Origin of the sequence: Microbacterium sp. NPDC087868, from assembly GCF_044900755.1 — a bacterium.
In the GTDB taxonomy this organism is placed as follows: Bacteria; Actinomycetota; Actinomycetes; order Actinomycetales; family Microbacteriaceae; genus Microbacterium; species Microbacterium galbinum.
Genome location: NZ_JBJDNO010000001.1, coordinates 939,358 through 962,448 on the forward strand (window position 1 = coordinate 939,358; position 23,091 = coordinate 962,448).

General features: G+C 69.9%; 17 protein-coding genes and 1 tRNA gene. 4 read left to right on the forward strand and 14 right to left on the reverse strand.

The features are described 5' to 3' along the window. Nucleotides 1–80: 80 nt before the first annotated feature. From ACI2JZ_RS04665 to ACI2JZ_RS04690, 6 genes are all read right to left on the reverse strand, one after another. Nucleotides 81–1,535 carry an LCP family protein gene (locus ACI2JZ_RS04665; protein ID WP_247622913.1) on the reverse strand — a complete coding sequence of 485 codons (1,455 nt, stop codon included), beginning with the start codon at nt 1,533–1,535 and terminating at the stop codon, nt 81–83. Then, nucleotides 1,532–1,999, reverse strand: a complete 468-nt coding sequence (gene purE / locus ACI2JZ_RS04670) for a 5-(carboxyamino)imidazole ribonucleotide mutase (protein ID WP_404596778.1) — start codon at nt 1,997–1,999, stop codon at nt 1,532–1,534. Before purE ends, ACI2JZ_RS04665 begins: the two co-directional genes overlap by 4 nt. 121 nt (nt 2,000–2,120) lie before the next feature. Continuing rightward, nucleotides 2,121–3,272 (reverse strand): 5-(carboxyamino)imidazole ribonucleotide synthase, encoded by a 1,152-nt coding sequence (locus ACI2JZ_RS04675; RefSeq protein WP_404596660.1) that lies wholly within the window; start codon nt 3,270–3,272, stop codon nt 2,121–2,123. A gap of 67 nt (nt 3,273–3,339) precedes the next feature. Next, complete coding sequence (locus ACI2JZ_RS04680) at nt 3,340–3,894, reverse strand: PH domain-containing protein (RefSeq protein WP_404596661.1); 555 nt, start codon at nt 3,892–3,894, stop codon at nt 3,340–3,342. Between the two features lie 51 nt (nt 3,895–3,945). Further along, complete coding sequence (locus ACI2JZ_RS04685; RefSeq protein WP_404596663.1) at nt 3,946–4,713, reverse strand: biotin--[acetyl-CoA-carboxylase] ligase; 768 nt, start codon at nt 4,711–4,713, stop codon at nt 3,946–3,948. 2 nt (nt 4,714–4,715) lie between these two features. Further along, nucleotides 4,716–5,999, reverse strand: a complete 1,284-nt coding sequence (locus ACI2JZ_RS04690) for a CDP-glycerol glycerophosphotransferase family protein (RefSeq protein ID WP_336640648.1) — start codon at nt 5,997–5,999, stop codon at nt 4,716–4,718. 78 nt (nt 6,000–6,077) lie between these two features. Here ACI2JZ_RS04690 and ACI2JZ_RS04695 point away from each other — a divergent pair, with 78 nt between their 5' ends. Then, nucleotides 6,078–7,148 (forward strand): glycosyltransferase family 2 protein, encoded by a 1,071-nt coding sequence (locus ACI2JZ_RS04695; protein WP_336640649.1) that lies wholly within the window; start codon nt 6,078–6,080, stop codon nt 7,146–7,148. A gap of 41 nt (nt 7,149–7,189) precedes the next feature. Here ACI2JZ_RS04695 and ACI2JZ_RS04700 read toward each other — a convergent pair whose 3' ends face one another. From ACI2JZ_RS04700 to ACI2JZ_RS04710, 3 genes are read right to left on the reverse strand one after another with little or no spacing between them, the layout of a single operon-like run. Further along, nucleotides 7,190–8,626 (reverse strand): CDP-glycerol glycerophosphotransferase family protein, encoded by a 1,437-nt coding sequence (locus ACI2JZ_RS04700; RefSeq protein WP_336640650.1) that lies wholly within the window; start codon nt 8,624–8,626, stop codon nt 7,190–7,192. Then, nucleotides 8,623–9,876 (reverse strand): CDP-glycerol glycerophosphotransferase family protein, encoded by a 1,254-nt coding sequence (locus tag ACI2JZ_RS04705; protein ID WP_404596665.1) that lies wholly within the window; start codon nt 9,874–9,876, stop codon nt 8,623–8,625. The genes ACI2JZ_RS04700 and ACI2JZ_RS04705 overlap by 4 nt, the downstream gene beginning before the upstream one ends. A 46-nt stretch (nt 9,877–9,922) precedes the next feature. After that, on the reverse strand, nt 9,923–11,536 hold the full coding sequence (locus ACI2JZ_RS04710; RefSeq protein WP_247622921.1) for a S1C family serine protease: 1,614 nt from the start codon (nt 11,534–11,536) through the stop codon (nt 9,923–9,925). A gap of 100 nt (nt 11,537–11,636) precedes the next feature. On the opposite strand from ACI2JZ_RS04710, the gene ACI2JZ_RS04715 reads away from it, so the two are divergent. Continuing rightward, nucleotides 11,637–12,845: an aminotransferase class I/II-fold pyridoxal phosphate-dependent enzyme gene (locus ACI2JZ_RS04715; protein ID WP_404596666.1), complete on the forward strand. Its 1,209-nt coding sequence runs from the start codon at nt 11,637–11,639 to the stop codon at nt 12,843–12,845. Nucleotides 12,846–12,916: 71 nt separating this feature from the next. Here ACI2JZ_RS04715 and ACI2JZ_RS04720 read toward each other — a convergent pair whose 3' ends face one another. Next, complete coding sequence (locus ACI2JZ_RS04720) at nt 12,917–13,726, reverse strand: carbon-nitrogen hydrolase family protein (protein WP_247955879.1); 810 nt, start codon at nt 13,724–13,726, stop codon at nt 12,917–12,919. Nucleotides 13,727–13,805: 79 nt separating this feature from the next. Between ACI2JZ_RS04720 and ACI2JZ_RS04725 the strand changes: the two genes are divergently transcribed. Then, a tRNA-Met gene (locus ACI2JZ_RS04725) sits at nt 13,806–13,879 on the forward strand. Nucleotides 13,880–14,038: 159 nt separating this feature from the next. Here ACI2JZ_RS04725 and ACI2JZ_RS04730 read toward each other — a convergent pair. Together ACI2JZ_RS04730 and ACI2JZ_RS04735 are read right to left on the reverse strand one after the other, a co-directional pair. Beyond that, nucleotides 14,039–16,960: a UPF0182 family protein gene (locus tag ACI2JZ_RS04730; RefSeq protein ID WP_247632548.1), complete on the reverse strand. Its 2,922-nt coding sequence runs from the start codon at nt 16,958–16,960 to the stop codon at nt 14,039–14,041. A gap of 57 nt (nt 16,961–17,017) precedes the next feature. Continuing rightward, the gene (locus ACI2JZ_RS04735; protein WP_404596669.1) at nt 17,018–18,103 is read right to left on the reverse strand and encodes a PDZ domain-containing protein; all 1,086 of its coding nucleotides are present in this window, start codon (nt 18,101–18,103) and stop codon (nt 17,018–17,020) included. 117 nt (nt 18,104–18,220) lie between these two features. Here ACI2JZ_RS04735 and ACI2JZ_RS04740 point away from each other — a divergent pair, with 117 nt between their 5' ends. Next, entirely contained in the window at nt 18,221–19,645 is a 1,425-nt protein-coding gene (locus ACI2JZ_RS04740) for a zinc-dependent metalloprotease (RefSeq protein WP_404596670.1), read from the forward strand. Nucleotides 19,646–20,449: 804 nt separating this feature from the next. On the opposite strand, the gene ACI2JZ_RS04745 is transcribed toward ACI2JZ_RS04740, so the two are convergent. Together ACI2JZ_RS04745 and nudC are read right to left on the reverse strand one after the other, a co-directional pair. After that, entirely contained in the window at nt 20,450–22,171 is a 1,722-nt protein-coding gene (locus ACI2JZ_RS04745; protein ID WP_404596671.1) for an ATP-dependent helicase, read from the reverse strand. After that, a complete protein-coding gene (gene nudC / locus ACI2JZ_RS04750; protein WP_404596672.1) occupies nt 22,168–23,043 on the reverse strand; it encodes an NAD(+) diphosphatase in 876 nt (291 codons plus the stop codon). The genes ACI2JZ_RS04745 and nudC overlap by 4 nt, the downstream gene beginning before the upstream one ends. Nucleotides 23,044–23,091 lie beyond the last annotated feature (48 nt).

Sequence of the window (23,091 nt, forward strand, 5' to 3'; positions counted from 1 at the left end):
CACGGCCTCCTCCACACTCTCCCGAGGAGGCCGTGGGCACATTCATGCCCGGAGCCGAACTTCCGCCGTCACCCTCCGCGTCAGGGAGCGGGAGTCGGCGTCGGCGTCGGCGGGTGAAGCGCCTGCTGGATCATCTCGTGGATGTAGGCGTAGTCCGGCTGGAACTCGTCGACACCCTGCTCCGGGGTGAGCTCGATCGTGTTCACCGGAAGCTCCTTGGCCTTCATCATCAGGTCGAAGAACTCCGGAAGCTTGTCCTGCGGAAGGTCCGTACTGATCAGCGCCGTACCGGCCGCCGCCACCTCATTGAACCGGGTCAGGACGGTCTGCGGGGTGAACTGCGCGAGGATCGCCGCCTGCAGCTCGCGCTGGCGCTTCATACGATCCCAGTCGCTGGTCGTGTACCGCGAGCGCGCGTACCACTGCGCCGTGTCGCCGTCCATGTGCTGCGCGCCGGGCTCGATCCACCCGATCGCCCACTCGTTCACGTCCGTCCCGTGCCAGCCCTCGGGCGGTCCGCCCTTCGGCAGACGCTCCGTCACGGTGATGTCGACACCGCCGAGTGCGTCGACCAGATCGGCGAAGCCGTGCATGTCGACGAAGACGTAATAGGGGATCTTGATCCCCAGCACACCCTCCGCGGCATCCTTCGTCGCTTCGATGCCGGGCTCGGATCCCTGAGCTTGCGCATTCGGGTACAGACCCGTGCCGTTGTCATCGCGGCACACCTCGGCGGCGTTGCGGACGTGGTTCATCCATCCGTTCCACCCGCAGCTGGACGAACCGTGACCCTCGAATCCGTTCGGGTAGAGCTCCTGCATCGGGCTGCCCTCGCTGAACGGTGCATTCGGCAGCTCGCGCGGGATTCCGGTGATCGTCACCGCTCCGGTGTCGGCATTGACCGAGACCACCGAGATGCTGTCGAAGCGCATGGAGTCGCGGCCGTCACCGCTGTCGGCGCCGAGCAGCAGGATGTTGTAGTAGCCGTCGTCGGGCGGGAGGCTCGGTCCGCTCTGCCCGAAGATCGAGCTGATCGTGTTGCGGGTCGATCCCACGACCGTCGCCGCATAGGCCGCTCCCCCGCCGACGAGACCCAGCAGGATCAGTGCGACGACCGGGATCGCGAACCGCGATGCCGTCGGCACCTTCACCAATCGCACCATGCGGAGCACGTCGAAGGTGAGCACGGCCCAGAGCACCACGTACACGACGAGGAGGATCTGCACGAGCGTGAGAATGAGAGCGGAGAACCATCCCGCGCCTACGGTCAGCCACAGCAGCACGGGGCGCGCGAAGAGCGCCAGACCCGCCGCGACGATCACGAGGAGCCAGGCGAGCAGGGTCGCCCGCAGACCGATGCGTCCCAGTCGACGGTTGCCCGCGACGATCTGAGCGGAACCGGGGATCAGCACGTTCAGCGCGACCAGCCACCAGCCGCGCTTCGCCATCGCCCCCTCATCGGTGGAGTCCGGGTGCCGCATGGGCCGGGTCTCGATCAGCGGCCGCCCACCCGCCCGCGGTGGCGCGAGGGTCACAGGGAGTCCTTCAGCCGTTCGTTCTTGGCCTCGACCTGGGACTCGAGCTCGCGGGCGTAGTCCTCGACGCGGTCGGCGAGAGCCTCATCAGCGGTCCCGAGGATCCGAGCGGCGAGCAGACCGGCGTTGCGCGCTCCCCCGATCGATACCGTGGCGACGGGGATGCCCGCGGGCATCTGCACGATCGACAGCAGCGAATCCATTCCGTCGAGGTAGGCGAGCGGCACGGGCACACCGACCACGGGCAACGGCGTCATCGAGGCGAGCATGCCCGGCAGATGGGCCGCGCCGCCGGCGCCGGCGATGATGACACGGATGCCACGGGCACGAGCCTCGCGGGCGTAGCTCATCAGCTTGTCCGGCGTGCGGTGCGCCGACACCACCTCGACCTCGTGCGCGATGCCGAAGTCGGTGAGCGCCTGGGACGCGTCGCTCATGACGCGCCAATCGGAGTCGGATCCCATGACGACGCCGACCAGGGGCGCGGCGGAGGAGTGCAGTGGCTCGGTCACCAGAACAGGCTACGGTCTGGTGCTGGAGATTGCCCCCACGGCACGCGGCCGAGCGGCACCCTCGTCCGGCGAATCAGGCGAAATGCGCGGCCGCGGCGCGCGCGACGTAGACCGCGTCGTCGAGATCGCCCGACGACACGTTCACGTGGCCGACCTTGCGCCCGGGCCGCGGATCCTTGCCATAGGTGTGAATCTTCGCCTCGGGGTGGGCGACCATCGCGCTCGCGAAGCGCTCCCCGAGCCCTCCCTCGGCGGGACCGCCGAGGATGTTGACCATGACCGACCACGGTGCGCGCGGGGCGGTGCTGCCGAGGGGGAGGTCGGCCACGGCGCGCAGATGCTGCTCGAACTGCCCGGTGACGGCGCCGTCCTGGCTCCAATGACCGCTGTTGTGGGGGCGCATGGCCAGCTCGTTCACGAGGATGCGCTCGTCGTCGGTCTCGAACAGCTCGACCGCGAGCATCCCCGTCACCCCGAGGCCCTCGGCGATGCGGACGCCGATGCTCTCGGCCACCTCGACGAGGCGCTCGGCGGCCGCCGGTGCCGGCGCGATCACCTCGGCGCAGACGCCATCGCGCTGCACGGTCTCGACGACCGGATAGGCCGCGATCTCACCGCTCGGGCGGCGCGCCACCTGCTGCGCGAGTTCGCGCACGAAGGGCACCAGCTCCTCGACCAGCAGAGCTTCGCCCGCGGGCACGGCGGCGAACCAGTCGCGGGCATCGCTCGCGGCACGGACGACGCGCACACCCTTGCCGTCGTACCCGCCGCGCGGCGTCTTGACGACGCCCTGGCCGTCGTGGGCGTCGAGGAAGGACTGCAGCTCCTGCTCGGAGGCGACCGCAGCCCAGTCGGGCTGGGGCACTCCGAGGTCCGCCAGGCGCGCGCGCATGACCAGCTTGTCCTGGGCGAACTGGAGGGCGTCGGGGCCCGGGTGCACGGCCACGCCGTCGGCGACGAGGGCGCGCAGGATGTCCTGCGGCACGTGCTCGTGGTCGAAGGTGACGACGTCGACGTCGGCGACGAAGGCGCGCACGGTCTCGAGATCGTGATAATCGCCGACGGCGGTCGCGGCGAGCTGGGCCGACATCCCCTCGCCCTCGGCGAGCACTCGGAGATCGAGCCCCAGTTCGACCGCCGGAGCGATCATCATCCGAGCCAGCTGTCCGCCGCCGATCACGCCCACACGCAAAGCCATGTGCCGCCTCCCTTTCGTCTCGACCATTCTCGCGCATCGTCATCGGTGCGGATGACATCTCGAGATCGCGGGCGCACGGCAGTGCGGGCCCGCGTCACGAGGATGCGAAGCCCTCGGTGCCGGTCTGGGCGTCGCGGTGGGCGAGGATCTGACTGACCTCGATCTGATCGGCCAGGGTCTCGTGCACGAGAGTGACGTTCGGCACGTTGACCAATCGCAGCGGAGCGTCGACACCGTTGGAGAGCGTGATCGTCCCCGTGCCCCACATCCGCTGCAGCGGTCCGCGGCGCACTCCGATCGTGTACCCGCGCGCGTGCGACATCTCGCGGCGGTTGCGCGCGCCCACACCGCCGTGGACGATCACCCGCCGGGTCGTCACCGTCGTCGAACGTGCGAGCCACACCGTGAACGGAATCACGACGAGCAGCAGCACCACGCCGCCGGCGGCGGACAGCAGCATCCAGTTCTCGAACGGCGCCGGAAGGTTGTCGTAGAAGTAGGCGGTCGCCCCGAAGGTGGCCACCAGCACGAGCGCGGACCAGAAGAGGCGACGGGCGTGACCGCGGAAGCGTGCGATCAGACGCTCCTCGGACGGCGCACCGGGCGGCGGCATCATCGGCCGACCGCTGAGCGTCACAGGCTGCGTCACCCCACCATTGTGCCCGTGATCTCCGACATCGACGCGCGGGCGGGCGGCGTGTCAGTCCGCGAGAGGGCGCACGTGCACGACGTCACCGGCGGAGATCGGATGATCCACCCCGCCGTGACGCACCACGAGACGCCCCTCGTCGTCGAGCTCGCGCGCGATGCCGTCGAGCGTCCGCTCCCCCGGCAAAGACACCCGCACGGTGCGACCGAGGGTCGTGATCCGCTCCGTCGCCGCGGCGTGCAGGCCGCTGGAGACCGCGTCGTCGGCCTCGGCGAGAGCCGCGAGGTGCGCGTCGAATCCTCGGAGGTAGTCGGCGAGCAGCCGATCCTCATCGGCGGCGGCCCCCTCCACGGCGAACGATGTCGCGGTGGGCACGGGCAGCTGCTCCGCCGTCATGGCCGTGTTGACGCCGGCGCCGACGATGATCGCATCCGACGTCGCCTCGGCGAGGATGCCGCAGATCTTCCGCTCGTCGACGAGCACGTCGTTCGGCCATTTCACGCCCACCGCACGCGCGGGCAGCTGTGCGGCGACGGCATCCGCCATCGCGATCCCCGCGATCAGGGGGATCCAACCGCGGAGCGCCGGTTCCACCGAGACGCGCACGACGACCGAGATCGCCAGCGCGGCCCCGTCGGGAGCCGTCCAGACGCGATCCAGCCGTCCGCGACCGGCGGTCTGGTTCCGTGTGATCAGGGTCGACAGGTGCGGCCAGCGGAGCGGATCCTCGGCCAGCAGCCGCAGATCGGCGTTCGTGGATGCCGACGCCGGCACGTACTCGATCCGGGGGGCGACGTCTCGCGCGAGCGGGAGATCCATGATCAGATCTCCTCCTCGTCGCCCTCTTCGTCATCGTCGTCGAGATCCGGCCGGACGGCACCCATCTCGTGCGCTTCCCAGTCGTCCCACTTGGCCATGAGCTGTTCGATGCCCGCGTGGAACTTGGCCGTCGCGGCGCCCGGAGTCGTGTCGCCGAAGTAGTGCTGCACCCACATGCGCAGACGCGCGATCGCCGCATCGTCGGCGCGGACCCGCTCGACCTCCGACACGATGTCGGCGGCGGCATCCGCGGTCAGCCACTCGCAGTCCGAGAGGTAGCCCGTGGTGTCGATCGAGGCGCGCTCGTCGACCGGACGCGTGATCATCAGGGGCTTGCCCGAGGCGAGTCGGTCGTAGACCATCGCGGAGATGTCGACGACCGCCACGTCGGCGGCCGACAGCTGCCACCCGAGCTCGGGGCCGTCGTCGTACACGTGCTGAGCGCGCGGGTCGGTGGCGTTCGCCGCGGCGATCGCGGCGATGATCCGACGGTGCGCCGCCCCGTACTCGTGGTCGACGACACCGCTGCGCGGGTGCGGCCGGTAGATGACGCGGTGAGATCCGGTCGCCAGCAGTGTCGACACCAGCCGCTCGCCGTGCGTGGAGATCGACCCGTAGTGCGCGCTCGGTCGGTCCCCCTCCCAGGTGGGCGCATAGAGCACCACGGTGCGGTCGTCCGGCGTGAAGGGGAGCTCACCCGAATAGTGATCGGCCTGCGGACGGCCGATCTCGATGGTGCGCCGATCGACGTCGTAGGCCCAGAGAGTGCGCGAGAGACGGTCACGCGCCGCCTGACCCGCCACCATCGCGTAGTCGTACGCCTTGTACTGGTTGGTGGTCATGTACATCTTGTCGGACTCGCCGTGGTTGATGAACACGTGCCACCGGCGTCCGTACCGGAACATCTGGAAGTTGCGGGTGTTCTGGTTGACGTACAGCACGATGCGGATGTCGTGCTGCGCGACGAACTTCTCGAGATTGCGCACGGTCGGCACGAACGCGACCGGAGGGGCGTCCTCGGCGAGCAGCTTCTCGGCGCCCGTCGCCTGCCGCGCGAGCACGACGACCGGCCAGCGCTTCGACAGCTCGGCGAGCGGCCGGTACCACTGCCGCATCTGGTACATGTTCACCGCACCGTCGGCGAAGTAGACGGCGATCTTGAAGTGCCCTTCGGGGAACTGCTCACTGACCGCGAGGCTGCGGCGCACGCGCTGCACGGCCGTCCTCGACGCGACCGCCCGCTTCAACAGTCGGTACGCCTTCTTCGCGTCGGAGATTGCACCCATCCTTCCAGGATACCGAGCCGGGAGCAGGGCCGAGATCTCGATCAGCGAACGTCCGACGCCCCATGACATGATCGACGAATGCAGCATGACGATTCGCACGCGCCGCCCGTCGGGGTCTCCTTCGTCATGCCCGTGCTGAACGAACGCGGGTATCTGGAGCACGCTGTGCAGTCCGTCCTCGCCCAGGATCTCGACGTTCCCGTCGAGCTGATCCTCGCCCTCGGGCCCTCGACCGACGGAACGACCGAGATCGCGAACCGACTGGCCGCCGACGACGAGCGCATCCGCCTCGTCGACAACCCCGCCGCGCACATCCCGGTGGGCCTGAACGCGGCGATCCGCGCGGGCCGGTACTCGACCGTGATCCGCGTCGACGCGCACTCGGAGCTCTCCTCCGGCTATGCCGCCCGTGCCATGCAGACCCTCGAGCGCACGGGCGCGTCCAACGTCGGCGGTGTGATGCACGCCGAGGGGCGCGCACCGTTCCAGAAGGCCGTCGCGCGCCTCTACAACTCCCCCGTCGGCCTCGGAGGCGGCGCGTACCACGGCGGCGCGCACGAGGGGGAAGCGGAATCCGCGTACCTCGGCGTGATGCGCCGCGAGGTCCTCGACGAGGTCGGTCTCTTCGACGAGACGATCCGACGCGGCGAGGACTGGGAGCTCAACCTCCGCATCCGCCAGGCCGGTCATCGTGTCTGGTTCGACCCCACTCTCGCCGTCACGTACTGGCCCCGCGAGAGCTGGGTGCGCCTGGCGCGCCAGTTCCGCGCGACCGGCGCCTGGCGCGGAGAGCTCGTGCGGCGATTCGGGCGGCGCAACGGCATCCGCTTCTTCGCCCCGCCGGTTCTGGTGCTGCTCACGATCGTCGCGGTGATCGTCGGCATCCTGCAGCTCACCGGGGTGCTCAGCGGCCTCGCCTCACTCATCGCCTCGATCGTCTACGCCCCGCTCGCGGCCTACGCGCTGCTCGTCGTCGCCGTCGCCGCCGCACCGGGCGGTGGCGGCATCCGACAGCGGTTGTGGACGTTGCTCGTGCTGCCGACCATGCACCTGGCCTGGGGCTGGGGTTTCCTGGGCGGCGTTCTGCGTGGAGCCGGCGACACCGTCGATGCCTCCCGCCTGGGCACCCGCAACACTCCGCTGCCCTGACCTGCCCCGGCCATGGCGGGCCGAGGACCTGCGGCCGCGGGTCAGGCCGTCAGGAAGCCCTGGTCGAGGATGCGGTCGACGACGCGCTCGGCCGCTCGCCCGTCATCGCGAGCGTTGAACTGACGCCGCCATGCGTCGTAGCGCTCGGCGTACACCTGCTCGTGGTCGGGCGCGGCGAGCGCGCGCACGAGCTCGTCCTGACTCCCCACGAGCGGCCCGGGAGCCCGGGCGCCGAGATCGAAGTAGAACCCGCGCAGGGTTCCGCGGTAGTGCTCGATGTCGGGCACGAGGAAGTACATCGGCTTGCCGGTGACACTGAAGTCGAACATCACCGAGGAGTAGTCGGTGATGAGGGCGTCGGCCGCGAGCAGCAGCTGGGCCGTCTCGGGATAGCCGGTCACATCGATCACGCGCGCGCCGGCATGGTCGCGTCCGGCGTCGAGCGTGCGGGAGTGCCCGCGCACGAGCACGACCGCATCGGTCTGCTCGGCCAACCGCTCGGCGTCGACGAAGTCGACCATCTCGGTGCGGTCGTCGCGCCACGTCGGTGCGTACAGCAGCACGCGCTCGTCGGCTCCGATGCCGAGCGCCGCGCGGATCACGGCCGGATCGGTGGTCGCGAGCGCGTCGTTGCGTGGATATCCCTCGACCCAGATCGGACGCCCGAAGAACGCATACGCCTTCTTGAGAATGCGCTCGGCGTAGGTGTTCTGCGCGAGCAGCACGTCCCACCGCCGTGATTCCTTGACGACGGCCGCCATTCGTCGCGGGTCGAATCCCGGACGATGCAGCGCGAGCCGCTTGAGCGGAGTCCCGTGCCAGGTCTGCAGCACCTTCTGGCCGGGCTTGCGGGCGAATCTCCGGCGCAGCCAGTCGTTCACGACGAGCAGGCGCGCCGCTCCCCGAGCGTGCCACCACTCCGGGCTTCCCTCGACGACGGCGATCGCCCCCTCCGGCACGGGGACCGAGAAGTCCACCACGCTCCAGTAGCGACGCACGTCGGGGGCGCGCTTCGCGATCTCGCGGTCGATCGCCTGCGGATTGCACCCGACGCTCCGGCCGTAGAAGCTCTCGAAGAACACCGCATTCTCCGTGCCGCCCGCCTGGGCGACGTAGCGCTCCTCGAGCGTGGCCTGCCCCTCGGCGGTCTCGTAGATGGGATCGATCGGTGCGGCGATGCGCACGGTGTCCCCGGCCACCTCGACGCGGAGCCCGGGCAGCAGCACCGGAGCGACGTCGATGTCGTCGAACGCGGTGTCGGCGACCGTCAAGCGGTACTCGCCGGCGGGAAGCGGGAGTGCGGGACCGCCCCATCGGGCGGCCTGCAGCGCGAACACCGCCTTCCAGGTCTTCCCCGCACCCGACAGGCGGGCGTCGACCCGCGCGCGCGGGCCGACCAGCTCGGCGTGCGCCGGGCGCGGTCCGGTTCCTGCGATGACCAGCGTCTGCGCCGACTCATCGATCCGGGCCGTTGTCATACTGCTCCCTTCGGTGCGCGGATTCCCCGCGCGCGGATCGCACCATAGACCCGCTCGGTGTTTCGGCCGTCGCGGAAGGCGTGCATCTCCGCGCTGAGCGTAGCGGAACGGGCGGCCCGCTCGGTGAACGCGGCCTCGTCGGACAGCAGCCCCTCGAGCTGCTCCAGCACGTCCGGCCAGGAGGACGCGGCATCCGCACCCGCGACGTCACGGAAGCGACCGTAGAAGCCGCGTGAGTGCGCGTACTCCTCCGCGTCGGGCGCGAGGAAGAGGACGGGCATCGCCAGGAGTCCGACGTCGTAGGCGAGCGACGAATAGTCGGTGATCAGCACGTCGACCGCCGGCAGCACCGGGGTCACGTCCGCGAGCACGGAGGAGCCGAGCGTCCGCACCCGACGGCTCGGCAGAGGCGGGACGTAGCCTCCTTCGCCGAGCGGATGCGATCGGATGACCAGGGTCGCATCGCGCTCTTCGAGCACTCGGACGATCCGCACCCAGTCGTCGGCCGAGGGGACGGCGGGGTCCGCTGCACCGTCGCGCCAGGTGGGCGCGTACAGCACCACGCGAGACGTTTCGGCCAAGCCATCGAGCGCCGTGCGCAGTCGGGCGGATGCTCGTGCGCGACGCTCCTCCGGCGATCCCTCCGAGAGCACGTCCACACGCGGCTCCCCGGTGACGACGACGCGGTCGCTCGGCAGCCCGAAGGCCGACTCCAGGCGCCCGCGGGAGCGGTCGGAGGCGGCCGGGAGCACGCGGATCCTCTGCGCGGCGGCCCGGTACAGGATCGCGATGGCCCGCCGCAGGATCGCGGACCCCGGGACGTTCGGAACCTGGGTCGTCGCCGGCGAGTCGAGTCCGATGCGCTTGAGGGGGATGCCGTGCCAGAGCTGGACGATGAACCCGCCCCCGTCGGCGTACCGGTTGATGTCGCCGAGACCGTGCGTGACGACGAGGACCCCGGCGCGTGCGGTCGCCCACCAGCCCCGGATGCTCGATCGTCGGAGCGTGCGGATGCCGAGCGCCGCCGCCTCGTCGTCCTCCCGCTGCGATCGGGTCAGCCAGACCGCCTCGTGGCCCTGCGCGGTCGCGTAACGGTGGAGGGCGAGCGCGCCGTCACCGATCCCGGCACCGCATCCGAACACCCAACGATCGCCGCGCGGTACGACGAGCGTGCCGAGACGCCCTGCGAGGGAGAGCGGGATCCTCAGCAGCTTGGCCGCATTGCCGGACCCGAAAGAGAAGGACGCCACCCCGCGAGCCTATCGCGGAGGTGGCGTCCTTCTCCGGGCGGTGGGATCAGCCGGCGAGTTCGCCGAGCGTCACCTCGATCTGGTACTCCTTGCCGCCGCGGATGTAGGTCACCTTCGCGTCGCTGCCCCCGGCCGCGGCGCGCACCTGGGCCGTGAGGTCGCTTGCGCTGGTGATCGGCACGCCGTTGAAGGCGGTGACGATGTCGTCGGCCTTGAGACCGCCGGCTGCCGCCGCTCCCCCGCTGGTCACGTCGGCGATGTACGCCCCTGCGACATCCGCGCCCTGCACGGAGGCCGCATCCTGCACCGACGCCCCGAGCAGGCCGTGCGTGGCCGCACCGTCGGCGATGATCTCTTCGGAGACCCGCTGGGCGATGTTCGACGGGATCGAGAAGCCGAGGCCGATCGACCCGGACTCCTCCGACGATCCGGAGCTGGCGATCGCGACGTTGATGCCGATCAGTTCGCCCTTGCTGTTGACGAGGGCACCGCCGGAGTTTCCGTGGTTGATCGCGGCGTCGGTCTGGATCACGGCGATCGAGATCGACTCCGACGTCTGCTGCTGGCCGTTGCCGGGCAGATCGAACTGGAACGGACCCTGCTGGCCGTCCTGCTGACCGTCCTCGGGCGCCTGTTCCTGCGGGGCGTCCTCGCTCGACGAGTCCGGCAGGGCGGAGGACGCGATCTGGATGCTGCGGTTCAGCGCGCTGACGATGCCGGTGGTGACCGAGTTCGACAGTCCGAGCGGCGCGCCGAGTGCCACGGCCGTGTCGCCGACGTTCAGCTCGGACGAGTCCGCGAACTCGATGGGCGTGAGATCGGTGGCATCGGTGAGCTTGATGACCGCGAGGTCGTAGATGGGGTCGGTCCCCACGACGGTCGCCGAGTAGATGCGACCGTCGGAGGTCGTCACACGGATCGTGGGGTCGGCGACGGCACCGCCGAGCGTCACCACGTGCGTGTTGGTGAGCACGTAGCCATCGTCGCTGATGATGACTCCGGAGCCGCTGCCGGCCTCGCTGGTGCCGGCGACCTCGATCGTGACCACCGACGGCAGCGCCTTCGTGGCGACGGCCGTGGTCTCGTTCACGGAGCCGGGGTTGTTGACGGTGACCGTCTGTGGCCCCTCCGCGACACCGCTCGAGGGCGTGGTGCCGACGGCGTTCCAGATCGCGCCGCCGCCGAAGCCCGCGACGCCTCCGACGAGTGCGGCGGCGACCACGATGGCCGCGAGGCGCACGCCGCCGCGCGGCTTGGCCTCCTTGGTCTTCACGTGCGGATCGGCCGGTGCGTCACCGAGGCCGAGCGGCGCGGTTCCGCCCAGGGGAACCGTGGGCTGGGTGTGGGCGGCGCCGGAGTGGAGACCGAACGCGGCTCCCGGCGACGTGGCCGTCGAGCCAGCGAACTGCTGCGCGGTGGCCGGAGCGATCACGGGCGCGGGGGCGGCGGGAGCGGGCGACGCGAACGTCGAGGGCACCTGGTGTCCCGCGGCCGGCTGCGGCGCGGGAGCGGACTCTGCGGCCACGGGGGCGGCGGGCTCCGCGGCCGGCGCGGCGGGGATGTCAGCGGCGGCCTGCGGCGCCGAACGGTCGGCGACCTCTGCTGCCTCGGTGGACGGCACGTCGGGTGCCGAGTGGTCGGGGGTGTTGTCTTCGTTCATGGTGTGTGCTCCTTCAACAACGCCCCTTCAGAGTGCTCTCCGAGTCTGTGCGTTTCATATGGCGAAGGTGAGTTTCCCTTATGGCCATAGCCTGTTCTTCATGAGTGTCATCACCGGTGCATGGCGGCGCACAGCGGCGGGCGCGGGCCTGCTCTCGCCCGACGGGGCCGTCGCGCCCACCATCTTCGCAGAGATGTCGGCCCTCGCGGCCTCGACGGGAGCGATCAATCTCGGGCAGGGATTCCCCGACGAGGACGGCCCGGCGGAGGTTCTCGAGGCCGCCAGGCGGGCGATCGCCGATGGGGTGAACCAGTACCCGCCCGGTCGGGGCACCGCCGATCTTCGACTCGCCATCGCCGAGCACCAGAAGCGGTTCTACGGCCTCGACGTCGATCCGAACACCGAGGTGCTCGTCACGGTCGGAGCGACCGAGGCTCTCACGGCGACGCTCCTCGCCCTGATCGACGGTCCGGAGGACGAGGTCGTCGTCTTCGAGCCGTACTACGACTCCTACGCGGCCGCGGTCTCTCTCGCCGGAGGCACGCTGCGCACCGTGCCGCTGCGCGTGCCGGACTTCCAGCCGGACCTCGACCGGTTGGCGGATGCTGTCACCGACCGTACGCGGATCATCCTCGTGAACGATCCGCACAACCCGACCGGCACGGTGTTCGACGCGGACGTGCTCACCGAGATCGTTCGCCTCGCCGAGCGGCATGACGCGCTCATCGTGACGGACGAGGTATACGAGCACCTGGCGTTCCGTGCCCGGCACATCCCGGTCGCGACACTGCCCGGCGCGGCGGAGCGCACGCTGACGATCTCCTCAGCGGGCAAGACCTTCTCGGCCACCGGGTGGAAGGTCGGCTGGATCCACGGTCCCGCCGCACTGATCACCGCGGTGCTCACCGTGAAGCAGTTCCTCACCTACGTCGGGGCCGCCCCCTTCCAGCCCGCCGTCGCGGTCGGGCTCCGCCTGGGAGACGCCTTCTTCGCGGATGCCGCGGCGACGCTCGCCCACAAGCACGACGTGCTCGGTGCCGGACTGCAGGCCGCGGGTTTCACCGTCTTCGCCCCGCAGGGCGGGTACTTCACCCTCGCCGACGCCACGGCGGTCGGCGGCGCCGATGGTGCGGAGTTCTGCCGCACCCTGCCCGAGCGCTTCGGCGTCGGGGCGATTCCGCTGGCTGCTTTCCTGCCGCCGGCGCACCGCGCCGACCCGGAGTACGCGGGCATCGTGCGCTTCGCCGCCTGCAAGAAGGTGTCGGTCATCGACGAGGCCGTCTCGCGCCTGGCGCGCCTGCGGGACTGAGGGCTCTCCCAGCGGCCCGCGGGGGCCCCGGGGGCCGAAGGCTCCGCCGCGAGGTGCGGAGAGCTCGCCGGTCAGCGCGGAACGACGGCGTACCGGCGCACCCGCAGCGACGGGTTCGTCTCGCGGACGCGGTCGATGACCGCCCGTTCGACGGGCGCCACCGCGATGCCCTCGGCGCTGCCGACACCGGCGAGCACCACTCCCTGCGGGTCGACGATCTGCGAGTGACCGACGCCGATCGGCGCGGGGTGGTCGGCGGAGACGACGTAGACCGTGTTCTCGATCGCCCGGGCGGCGAGCAGGGTGGTCCAGTGATGCTCCTTGAGCGGACCGCGCACCCACTCGGCGGGCACGACCAGCACGTCCGCCTCCGCGTCGACGAGGGTGCGGGCGACCTCGGGGAAGCGGAGGTCGTAGCAGGTCATCAGGCCGAAGCGCAGGCCTGCCAGGTCGAACGTCGCCGCCTCGCCCACCTCTCCCGGCTCGACCCAGTCCGACTCGGTCTGCCCGAACGCGTCGTAGAGGTGCTGCTTGCGGTAGACGGCCAGGATGCCGTCGCCCCGAACGGCGACCACCGTGTTCCGGACGCGATGGGTGTCGTCCGACTTCTCGACGAGTCCGGCGACGATCACGACCGCGTACTCCCCCGCCAGCGCGATCAGCGTCTGCACGAAGTCGCCCTCCAGCGTCTCCGCGTGTGCGGCGAGGGTCTCGTCCATCGGATTCACGAAGTAGCTCGAGTACTCGGGTAGAACGATCAGACGTGCGCCCCGCGCCGCGGCATCCGCCACGAGTTCTGCGATGCGCTCGCGATTGCCCTCGCGGGAATCGGTGGGCGCGAACTGGCAGACGGCGACGGGGACGGCGGGGCTCACGGACATGCCCTCATCCTCCCGCATCGCCGCGGACTGCGCCTCGATTCGCGCACTCCCGATTCCCGTGTTAGGCTATTCCTTGTGCCGCGGGGTGGAGCAGTTCGGTAGCTCGCCGGGCTCATAACCCGGAGGTCGCAGGTTCAAATCCTGTCCCCGCAACGAGAATGCGACACAAGAAAGGCCCCTGATCAGGAGAAATCCCGGTCGGGGGCCTTTCGCTGTGCCCGGTGGATGCGTGGACCGACACGATCGCCGGTACCCGGGAACGACGAATGCCGCATCCCGAGGGATGCGGCATTCGTCAGTGCGGTCCGAGGATCACTCCCCCGAGGTGGACTCCATGTCGAGGAGCTTCTGCACTGCCTCGGTGAGACGCTTGTCGGCCTCGCCGAACTTCTCGAGGTCACCGGCCTTCAGAGCGGTGTCGCGATCGAGGAGCGCCTGGCGCGCGTCGGCCAGGGCCGCAGCCTGCTCGTCGGTCGGCGTCGTGGGTTCGGTCGGCTCGGTGGTCGGCACCTCACCCGTGTCGGGGTCGACCTCGGAAGGATCGACCGGTTCGACCTCGTCATCTCCTCCGGTCGCACCGGAGTCACCGCCGAAGAGGGAATCGAGCGCCTCGGTCAGGGTGTTCTCGAACGCGACCCTGTCGCCGAAGGCGACGAGCACCTTCTGCAGACGCGGGAGCTGCGTGCCCTCGGACGACTGCACGTACACGGGCTGCACGTAGAGAAGACCGCCACCCACGGGGAGCGTCAGCAGGTTGCCGTAGATGACCTCCGACTCTCCCTGCTGCAGCAGGTTGAGCTGCGGGACGACCGCCGTGTCGGAGTTGTAGGTGTTCTGCACCTGACCGGGACCCGGCACCGTCGTGTCGTCGTTGATCTCGAGCATGCGCAGTTGGCCGTAGCCCTCCGCCTTCACACCCGCCTCGGCACCGGCATCCGAATCGACGGCCAGATAGCCCATCAGCACGTCTCGGCTGCTGCCGGCGCCCTGCGACGCGGGGATGAAGGTCGAGAACATCGAGAACCGCGCGCTGTCCTGCCCCGGCATCTGCATGGTCAGGTAGTACGGCGGCTGCAGCATCGCGTCGCTGCGCGGGTCGTTCGGGGTCTGCCAGCGGTTGTCCTGCTGGGCGAAGGACCCGGCGGTGTCGATGTGGTAGATCCCGAGGATGTCGCGCTGCACCTTGAACAGATCGGTCGGGTAGCGGACGTGGCTCATGAGCTCGCCCGACATGTCGCTGATCGGCTTCACGGTCGACGGGTAGACCTTCTGCCAGGTCTTGAGGATCGGGTCCTCGGCGTCCCACGCGTAGAGCGTGACGGTGCCGTCATAGGCATCGACGGTCGCCTTGACCGAGTTGCGGATGTAGTTGATCTCGTCGATCGCGAGGCTCGGTGCCCGCGTGTTCGAGTCGGTGATCGCGTCGGAGAGGCTCACGCTCGTCGCGTAGGGGTACGTCGAGCTCGTCGTGTAACCGTCGACGATCCAGACGATGCGGCCGTCGACCACGCTGGGGTACGGGTCGCTGTCGAGCTCGAGGTACGGCGCGACCTTGCCCACACGGGTCTTCGGGTCTCGGTCGTAGAGGATCTGCGAGTCCTCGTTCACCAGATTCGAGAAGAGGATCTGCTCGGACTGGAACTTGAGCGCGTAGAGGAGCTTCGTGAACGTGTCGCCGATGGCGGGGCCGCCCTCGCCGTTGAACGTCGTCTTCGTCTCGCTCGCGCCGTCCTTGCCGCGCGGGTAGTCGATCTCGACCGGGTCGGCGCCCTCCGGGGCTCCCACGATCGAGTACTCGGGCGAGTTCTCACCGAAGTAGACGCGGGGCTCGAAGTTCTCGCGGTCGGTCAGGAAGCCCGACGACGGGATGCCGCGCTCGAGGAAGACGGGCTCGCCGTCGCTCGTGCGCTGGTTGCCCGCGGCAGCGACGAGGCCGTAACCGTGCGTGTAGACGGCGACACGGTTGTTCCAGTTGTCGCCCTCGCCGAGCTTGGTGATGTCGAGGTCGCGGACGGCGACGACCGTGTCCTGCATCTCGCCGTCGATCTCGTAGCGGTCGACGTCGAGCGTCTCCTCGAACTGGTAGTACGCGCGGTACTGCTCGAGCTGCCGCACGGTGGGGCTGATGACCTTCGGGTCCATGATGCGGATCGAGGCCGTGGTGTCGGCATCCGCGCGCAGCTGACCGGCTTCGGCATCCGTCTCGGCCTCGAAGGTGGTCGTCTCGAGGTTCGCGACCCCGTACGCCTCCTTCGTGCCGTCGATGTTCCGCTGGTAGTACTCGGCCTGGTAGGCGTTCTGGTTCGGCTTCACCTGGAAGGTCGTGACGACCCACGGGTATCCGACGCCCACGACCAGCGAGGCGACGATCAGCAGCGCCGTGGCGGCGAGCGGGAAGCGCCAGCGGCCGATCACGGCCGTGACGAAGAAGAGGATCGCGACGAGTGCGGCGATGATCGCCAGGATCGCAAGACCGGGGATCGTGGCGTTGACGCCCGTGTACGCGGCACCGGTGATGCGGTCGTCGGGGGTGACCAGCGTCTTGTAGCGGTCGAGCCACAGGCTGACCGCCTGCACGAGGATGTAGAGACCGGCGATGACGGCGAGCTGGATGCGCGCCGCCTTCGAGATGCGCAGCTCTCCCTGACCGATGCGCACCGACCCGTAGAGGTACGACACGAGCGCCGTGACCAGGAGCGAGAGCAGCAGCACGGCCGAGACGAACGCGAGCGCGATCGAGTAGAACGGCATCGCGAACATGTAGAAGCCGGTGTCGATGCCGAACTGCGGGTCGACGTCGCTCGTCGCGACGCCGTTGGCCCAGAGCCACACCGTCTTCCACTGCCCGGCGGCCGAGAAGCCGGCGAACAGACCGAAGAAGATCGGCATACCCCACATGGCGAGACGACGCAGGGGCTCGATGACCTCCTGGTAGCGGTCGAGCTGGGAGCTCAGGCGAACGTAGACCGGGCGCAGGCGGTAGGCCAGCTGGATCACGACGAACAGCGGCACCGCCATCCCGAGGAACCCGATGACGAACATCACCACGGTGGCGACCCACTGGGTCGTGAGCACACCGGTGAAGCCCACCTGATCGAACCAGAGGAATTCGGTGTAGAGCGACGCGAAGACGAAGAACACCGCGATCAATGCGGCGATGATCACCAGCGAGATGCCGAATATGCGTCGGGAGGTTCGAGGAGTGGCCGGGTTCGGAGCTGAGGTCGAGGTCACACCCCCATCCTAGGCACGCGTTACTGGGCTGCGGCTGTCATCCCGGTCACGGCGAGGTCACGACGGGGTGCAGGCGGGCAGCGCCGAGACGTCTCCGCCGTCGGCGATGACCTCGAGAGCATCGAGCGATTCCTCGAGCGTCGCGGTGCGGACGACCTGCAACCCGTCGGGCACGTGGCCCACGACTTCGTCGCAGTTCGATGCCGGAGCGAGGAAGAACTCGGCCCCCGCATCACGCGCCCCGTAGAGCTTCTGACGGATGCCGCCGATGGGGCCGACCGTGCCGTCGGCCTCGATCGTGCCGGTGCCGGCGACGTTCTCGCCACCGTTGAGCTCGCCCGGGGTGAGCTGGTCGATGATCCCGAGAGCGAACATCATCCCCGCGCTGGGGCCGCCGACGTTGTCGAGCTGGATCGTCACGTCGATCGGGAAGTCGTAGTCGGTGCGAAGGGTGATGCCGATCAGCCACGTGGTCGTGTCGCCCTCGGTGTACTCCTGCGGAGTGATCGTGACGTCCTGCTCCTCGCCGTCTCGCAGGACCGTGAGGTCGATCTCCGCTCCCCCGATGTCCTGGATGCGCGAGCGCAGCTGCTTCGCCGACACCACGGGGTCGCCGTCGATCGCGGTGATCACGTCGTCGGGTTCGAGGATGCCCTCGGCCGGGGAATCCTCGACGGCCTCGACGACGACGACCTCGGCCCCGGTGTCGTAGCCGAGCTCTCCCAGCGCCGCGGCGGTCGCCTCGTGCTGCGAGTCGACCATCAGGGTCGCGTTGCGCTCATCGCGCTGCTCGGTGGTCACGCCCTCCGGGAACACGGAGTCGAGCGGTACGACGGCGCGGGAGGAGTCGGTCCACGCCAGCGCGAGTTCGAACCAGCTGGGGGTGCGCTCGCGGTTGCCGACGACCTGGACGGTGGTCAGATCGAGCGTGCCGCCGGTGTCGAACGTCTCGGCGCCCTCGATGCTGATGAGCGGCACCTTCTCCCCGTCCGCACCCGCGGCCGTGCCGAGGGTGTCGTAGACGGGGCCCGGCCGCTGGATGACGTAGGGGGTGGGGAGGAAGGTGAGGACGACCAGTGCCACGAGTGCGACGATCAACGCCCAGACGCCGAGTCCGAGCTTCACAGGCCGCGTTCGTTCCACAGCATCCTCCGTCGTTCGCGAGCGGCGTACAGGGATCTGCCCGCATCGGGTTCGCTCGCATGAACCTGTGACTAGCGTAGATGGCACGGCTATAGGCGTGCTGAGAGGGCGATCGACATGGCAGACAACGACCCGACACCCGAGGACTTCCAGGAGTTCCTGCGGCGGATGCTCGCAGGCCAGGGTGGCGACATCGACCCCGAGGCGCTGCGTGGTGCTTTCGAGGGCATGGACGGGCTGGCGCTCGACCCCGCGATGATGCAGACGATCATGTCGCAGTTGCAGGGAGCGTTCGGCGGCGACGCCTGGGAGAACGCGCTGCGCCAGGCGCTGCACATCGCGAACCGCGATGGACAGGGCATCACCGACGGCTCGCGCACCTCGCTCGTGGATGCGTTCGCCCTGGCGGGGCTCTGGCTCGGCGAGGCGACCACGATCTCCGACCTCGCCCAGGCGCCGGTCGCGATGACCCGCGGCGAATGGGTCGAGAAGACCCTCCCCGTGTGGAAGGAGATCGCCGGCCCCGTCTCGACCAGCATCGCCGATGCGCTCACCAGCGCACTAGACACGCAGGTGCCCGAGGAGATGCGCGACGTCGTGCAGGGCGCGGGCAGGCTCATGCGCGGACTCGGCGGTTCGGTGTTCGCCGCGCAATTCGGCCAGGTGCTCGGCAACCTCTCGCTCGAGGTGGTCTCGGGCGGAGACGTCGGCATCCCGGTGCTCCCCGCCGGCACCGCCGCGATCATCCCGCAGAACCTCTCCGCCTTCGGCGAGGGGCTCGAGATCCCCGACGACCAGATCGCCCTCTACCTCGCGGCGCGCGAGCTCGCGTACGCCCGCCTGTACCGGCACGCCAAGTGGCTGCACCTGCACGTGATGGCCCAGATCACCGACTTCGCGCGCGGGGTGACGGTCGATGTGGATGCACTCGAAGACGTGGCGAGCCGACTCGATCCGTCCAATCCCGAGGAGCTGCGGGCCGCGATCGAGGGCGGTGCCCTGCTGCCGACGCAGACCGAGGCGCAGCGCGAGGCACTGACGCGGCTCGAGAACCTCATCGCGACGATCGACGGCTGGGTCGACGTCGTCACCACCCAGGCGACCTCGCGCCTCCCCGACGGTGCACGGCTCGCGGAGGCGGCACGTCGTCGGCGCGCGGTCGGCGGTCCCGCCGAGGACGCGCTCGGGGCTCTCGTCGGTCTGAAGCTGCGCCCGCGCCGCATGCGCGAGGCCGCCGCGATGTGGCAGCAGGTCACGGATGCCGTCGGTATCGCCGCCCGCGACGCGCTCTGGGACTACCCCGATCTGATGCCGACCGCCGACGACATCGACGACCCGACGGCCCTCGTCGCCCGCCTCCAGGCGACGGCGCGGGGCGAGCAGCCGGTCGCCGACGAGTTCGACGAGGCGCTGGCCCGCCTGCTCGACGGTGACGACTTCTCGGGCGACGCCGACGAAAAGTCGGGCGGAGATTCGTCGGGCGGAGATTCGTCAGGCGGAGACGAATCGGAAGACCGCCCCGAGGGCGACCGACCGGTCTGAGCCGCGACTGCTCCTCCCCATCGGAGAGGAGCAGTCGCGTTGTCCACGGATGTCTCTGCGGCATCCCATGGACGCCGTGGAATGTCCAGAATCGGTGGATGCCTCCGCTCACGCCGACGACACTCACCCGCCTCTCCCCCGCCCTTCCGCTGCTCTGGCGCGACGAGCGCACGCTGCAGCTTGGACTCGACGGCGATCTGCACATCGACGCCGAAGCGGCATGGGTGGAGCTGCTGCTGTCACGGATGGGTTCCGGCTTCCGCCGAGCCTCCTTCGACGTGATCGCGCACGGACTCGGGGCGCCGCGCGAGGAGGCGCGAGCGCTGCTCGCGCGGCTGGAACACCTCCTCATCGACGACCCGCCCGTGCCGCGCGCCGCCTGGGTCGAGCGACTCGGCGTGACCGATGCCCGCACCGAGCATCGCTTGCGGGAGAGCCTCGCCGACGAGGGCGTTCCGATCGGAGAGCACGGTTCTCGGTCCGGCACGGCCGTGGTGCTCGTCGCCGGCAGCGCTGCGGCGATGCAACTGGCGACGTACCTCCGCGACGATGTGACGCACCTGCCCGTCGCCGTCGGTCGCGATCAGGTGACGATCGGCCCGATGGTCGTCCCCGGCATCACGCCGTGCCTCACGTGCCGCGATCTCCATGCTCGCGATCTCGACCCCGCCTGGCCCCGACTGCACACGCAGCTCGTCGCTCGCGACCCCGGGCGCGTTCGCGCCGTGCTCATCGCGGGCGCCGGAGCGATCGCCGCGCGCCTTCTCGCCGCCGCGCCCTCGGCGGAGAGCGAGATCATCCGGCTCAGCGCGGACGGGTCCCGCGACTCGCGAGCGGTGAGGTTTCACGGAGAATGCCTGTGCCGCGTCCCGTCGTCCCGATCTCTGCCAGGAACCGCGAGGGAGCCCGTTCGCCTCGTCCCGCCGAGCGCGACCACGACAGAGACAGAGTTCGCGCGGCTCGCGTGACGCCGACGTACGCGAGACGGCGCTCCTCATCGATCGATTCGAAGCTCGTCGCATAGGAGATCGGCAATGCCCCCTCCGCCCATCCGGCGAGGTGCACGTGCAACCACTCCAGGCCTTTCGCGGCGTGCAGGGTCGAGAGCGTGACGGTGCGCATGGTCGGCTCGTGCTGATCCTTCGCCCGGGCCATGAGCGCATCGCCGAAGGAGCGCAAGGTGGCTTCGGGCCCGGCCTCCTCGGCGAGGCGGAGGATCGCGCGTCGCGCCTCCCAGCCGTCGCGCTGGGCTCCGCCCGCCGCCGGCGGTTCCTCGGTGAGTCCGAGCTCGCGCAGCACGCGCTGCACCGCAGGGACGAACCCCTGCTCCACCGGGGCGACGGCCGCAGCACGGATCGCGAGGATCGCCTGACGCACCTCGGGCATCGAGAAGAAACGGGTGCCGCCCAGCACCGTGGTCGGGATGCCCTCCGCGGCGAGCGCCTGCTGCAGCGCGGCCGATTGGGCATGGGCCCGGTAGAGCACCGCGATGTCTGCGGGAGAGATGCCCTCGGCGATCTGTGCCGAGATGGACGCGGCGATTCCCTCCGCCTCGTCGCGCTCGCTGTCGTAGGCGGTGACGGTGGGCGGCTCGGTCGCGAACTGCTCGCGCGCGGGGGTGAGCTCCAGCGCGCCGGGGCGCCCCTTCATGAGCGCGTTCGCGGCGGAGAGGATGGGAGCCTGCGAGCGGTAGTTCGTCTCGAGCCGCACGACGGTCGCATCGGGATGGCGGCGCTCGAACTCGAGGAGGAAACGCTGCTCGGCGCCGGCGAAGGAGTAGATCGTCTGGCTGGCGTCGCCGACCACGCAGATGTCGTGCCTGTCACCGATCCAGAGCTCGAGCAGTCGGTTCTGCAGAGGCGAGACGTCCTGGAACTCGTCGACCGTGAAGTGGCGGTACTGCTCGTGCACCGATGCGGCGACTCGCGGTTCGGCCTCGAGCATCCCGGCGCACGCCAGGAGAACGTCTTCGAAATCGAGCTGGTTCCGCTCGTCCTTGAGCGCCTCGTATCCGCGCTGCAGTTCGGCGAGTTGCGTCGCATCGACGCCGGATACCGACCGTCCCAGGGTCGCGTGCTGCTCGATCGAGAGCATGGAGACCTTGCGCCATTCGATCTCCGACGCGATGTCCCGCAGGGTCGCGGTGCTGGGACGCAGGCGGATGGCGTCGGCGACCTGTCCCAGCATCCGCACCTTGTTGTCGATGATCGACGGGGCGGGCTGTCCGGCGAGCGTCGGCCAGAAGAAATTGAGCTGCGCGAGAGCGGCGGCGTGGAACGTGCGGGCGGCGACGCCCTCGACCCCGAGCGCACGCAGGCGCCCACGCAGCTCCCCCGCGGCCTTCGCCGTGAACGTCACGGCCATCACCCGCGCGGGCGAGTACGCGCCGGTGTCGACTCCGTGCGCGATCCGGTGGGTGATCACGCGCGTCTTGCCGGTACCGGCCCCCGCCAGCACCGCGACGGGTCCGCGGAGGACCGATGCCGCCTGCCGCTGCCGCTCGTCGAGTGCGTCGAGAGCGCTCACGCGCCCGCCTCGAGCCAGTCCACGATGAGTGCGCGCGCGATCGATGCGTGTCCGGGCAGCCCGACGGGCCCCTCCCCCTTTAGGGACGACGTGATCTCCGCGCGGGTGAACCAGCGCACGTCGACGATCTCCTCGCCGTCGGCGCGGGCATCCGCCTCGTCGTCGACGACCGCGCGGAAGCCGACCATCAGAGAGCGCGGGAACGGCCAAGCCTGCGAAGACACGTAGCGCAGCGCGGAGAGACGCACCCCCGATTCCTCGGCGAGCTCACGATGGACGGTCGATTCGAGCGACTCGCCCGCCTCGACGAACCCCGCGAAGCACGAGTACATCCGACCGCCCCAGTTCGCGTTCGCGCCGAGGAGCAGTCGCTCGCCGTCGCGGCTCTCGACCGCCACGATCACGGCGGGGTCGGTTCGCGGGAAGTGATCGCGCCCGCAGACCAGACAGCGACGCGACCATCCCGCCTGACGGATCTCGGTGCCTCCGCCGCAGGTCGGGCAGAACGGCGCATCGCGCAGCCAGGCGGCGAGCGCCAGCGCCTCGATGAGGATCTCGCTCTCCTGCGCCGGGAGCCGCGCTCCGAGATCACGCAGCCCGAGCCACGTCTCGTCGGGGGCCGCGTCGATCGATGCGCTCTCGGCCGGAAGCGCGGCCAACAACAGCGGAGTTCCGGACTCGTCGCGCCCGAGGAGCGCCCATGTGGCATCGACGGGTTCGGTCGGCGCGACGCGGACCAGCAGATCATCGGTCACGCGCACTCGACCGTCGCGGACGGCGATCACGCGTGTCGACGTCTCTCCGCGCAGACGATCGATGACGCCGGATTCCTCGCGGAGCTCGGCCGCGCGGTCGAGGGTTGGGCGGTGCATGGGTGATCGACTCCCTCTCTCACGGGCGTGGCGGAGGCGGGACCGCCC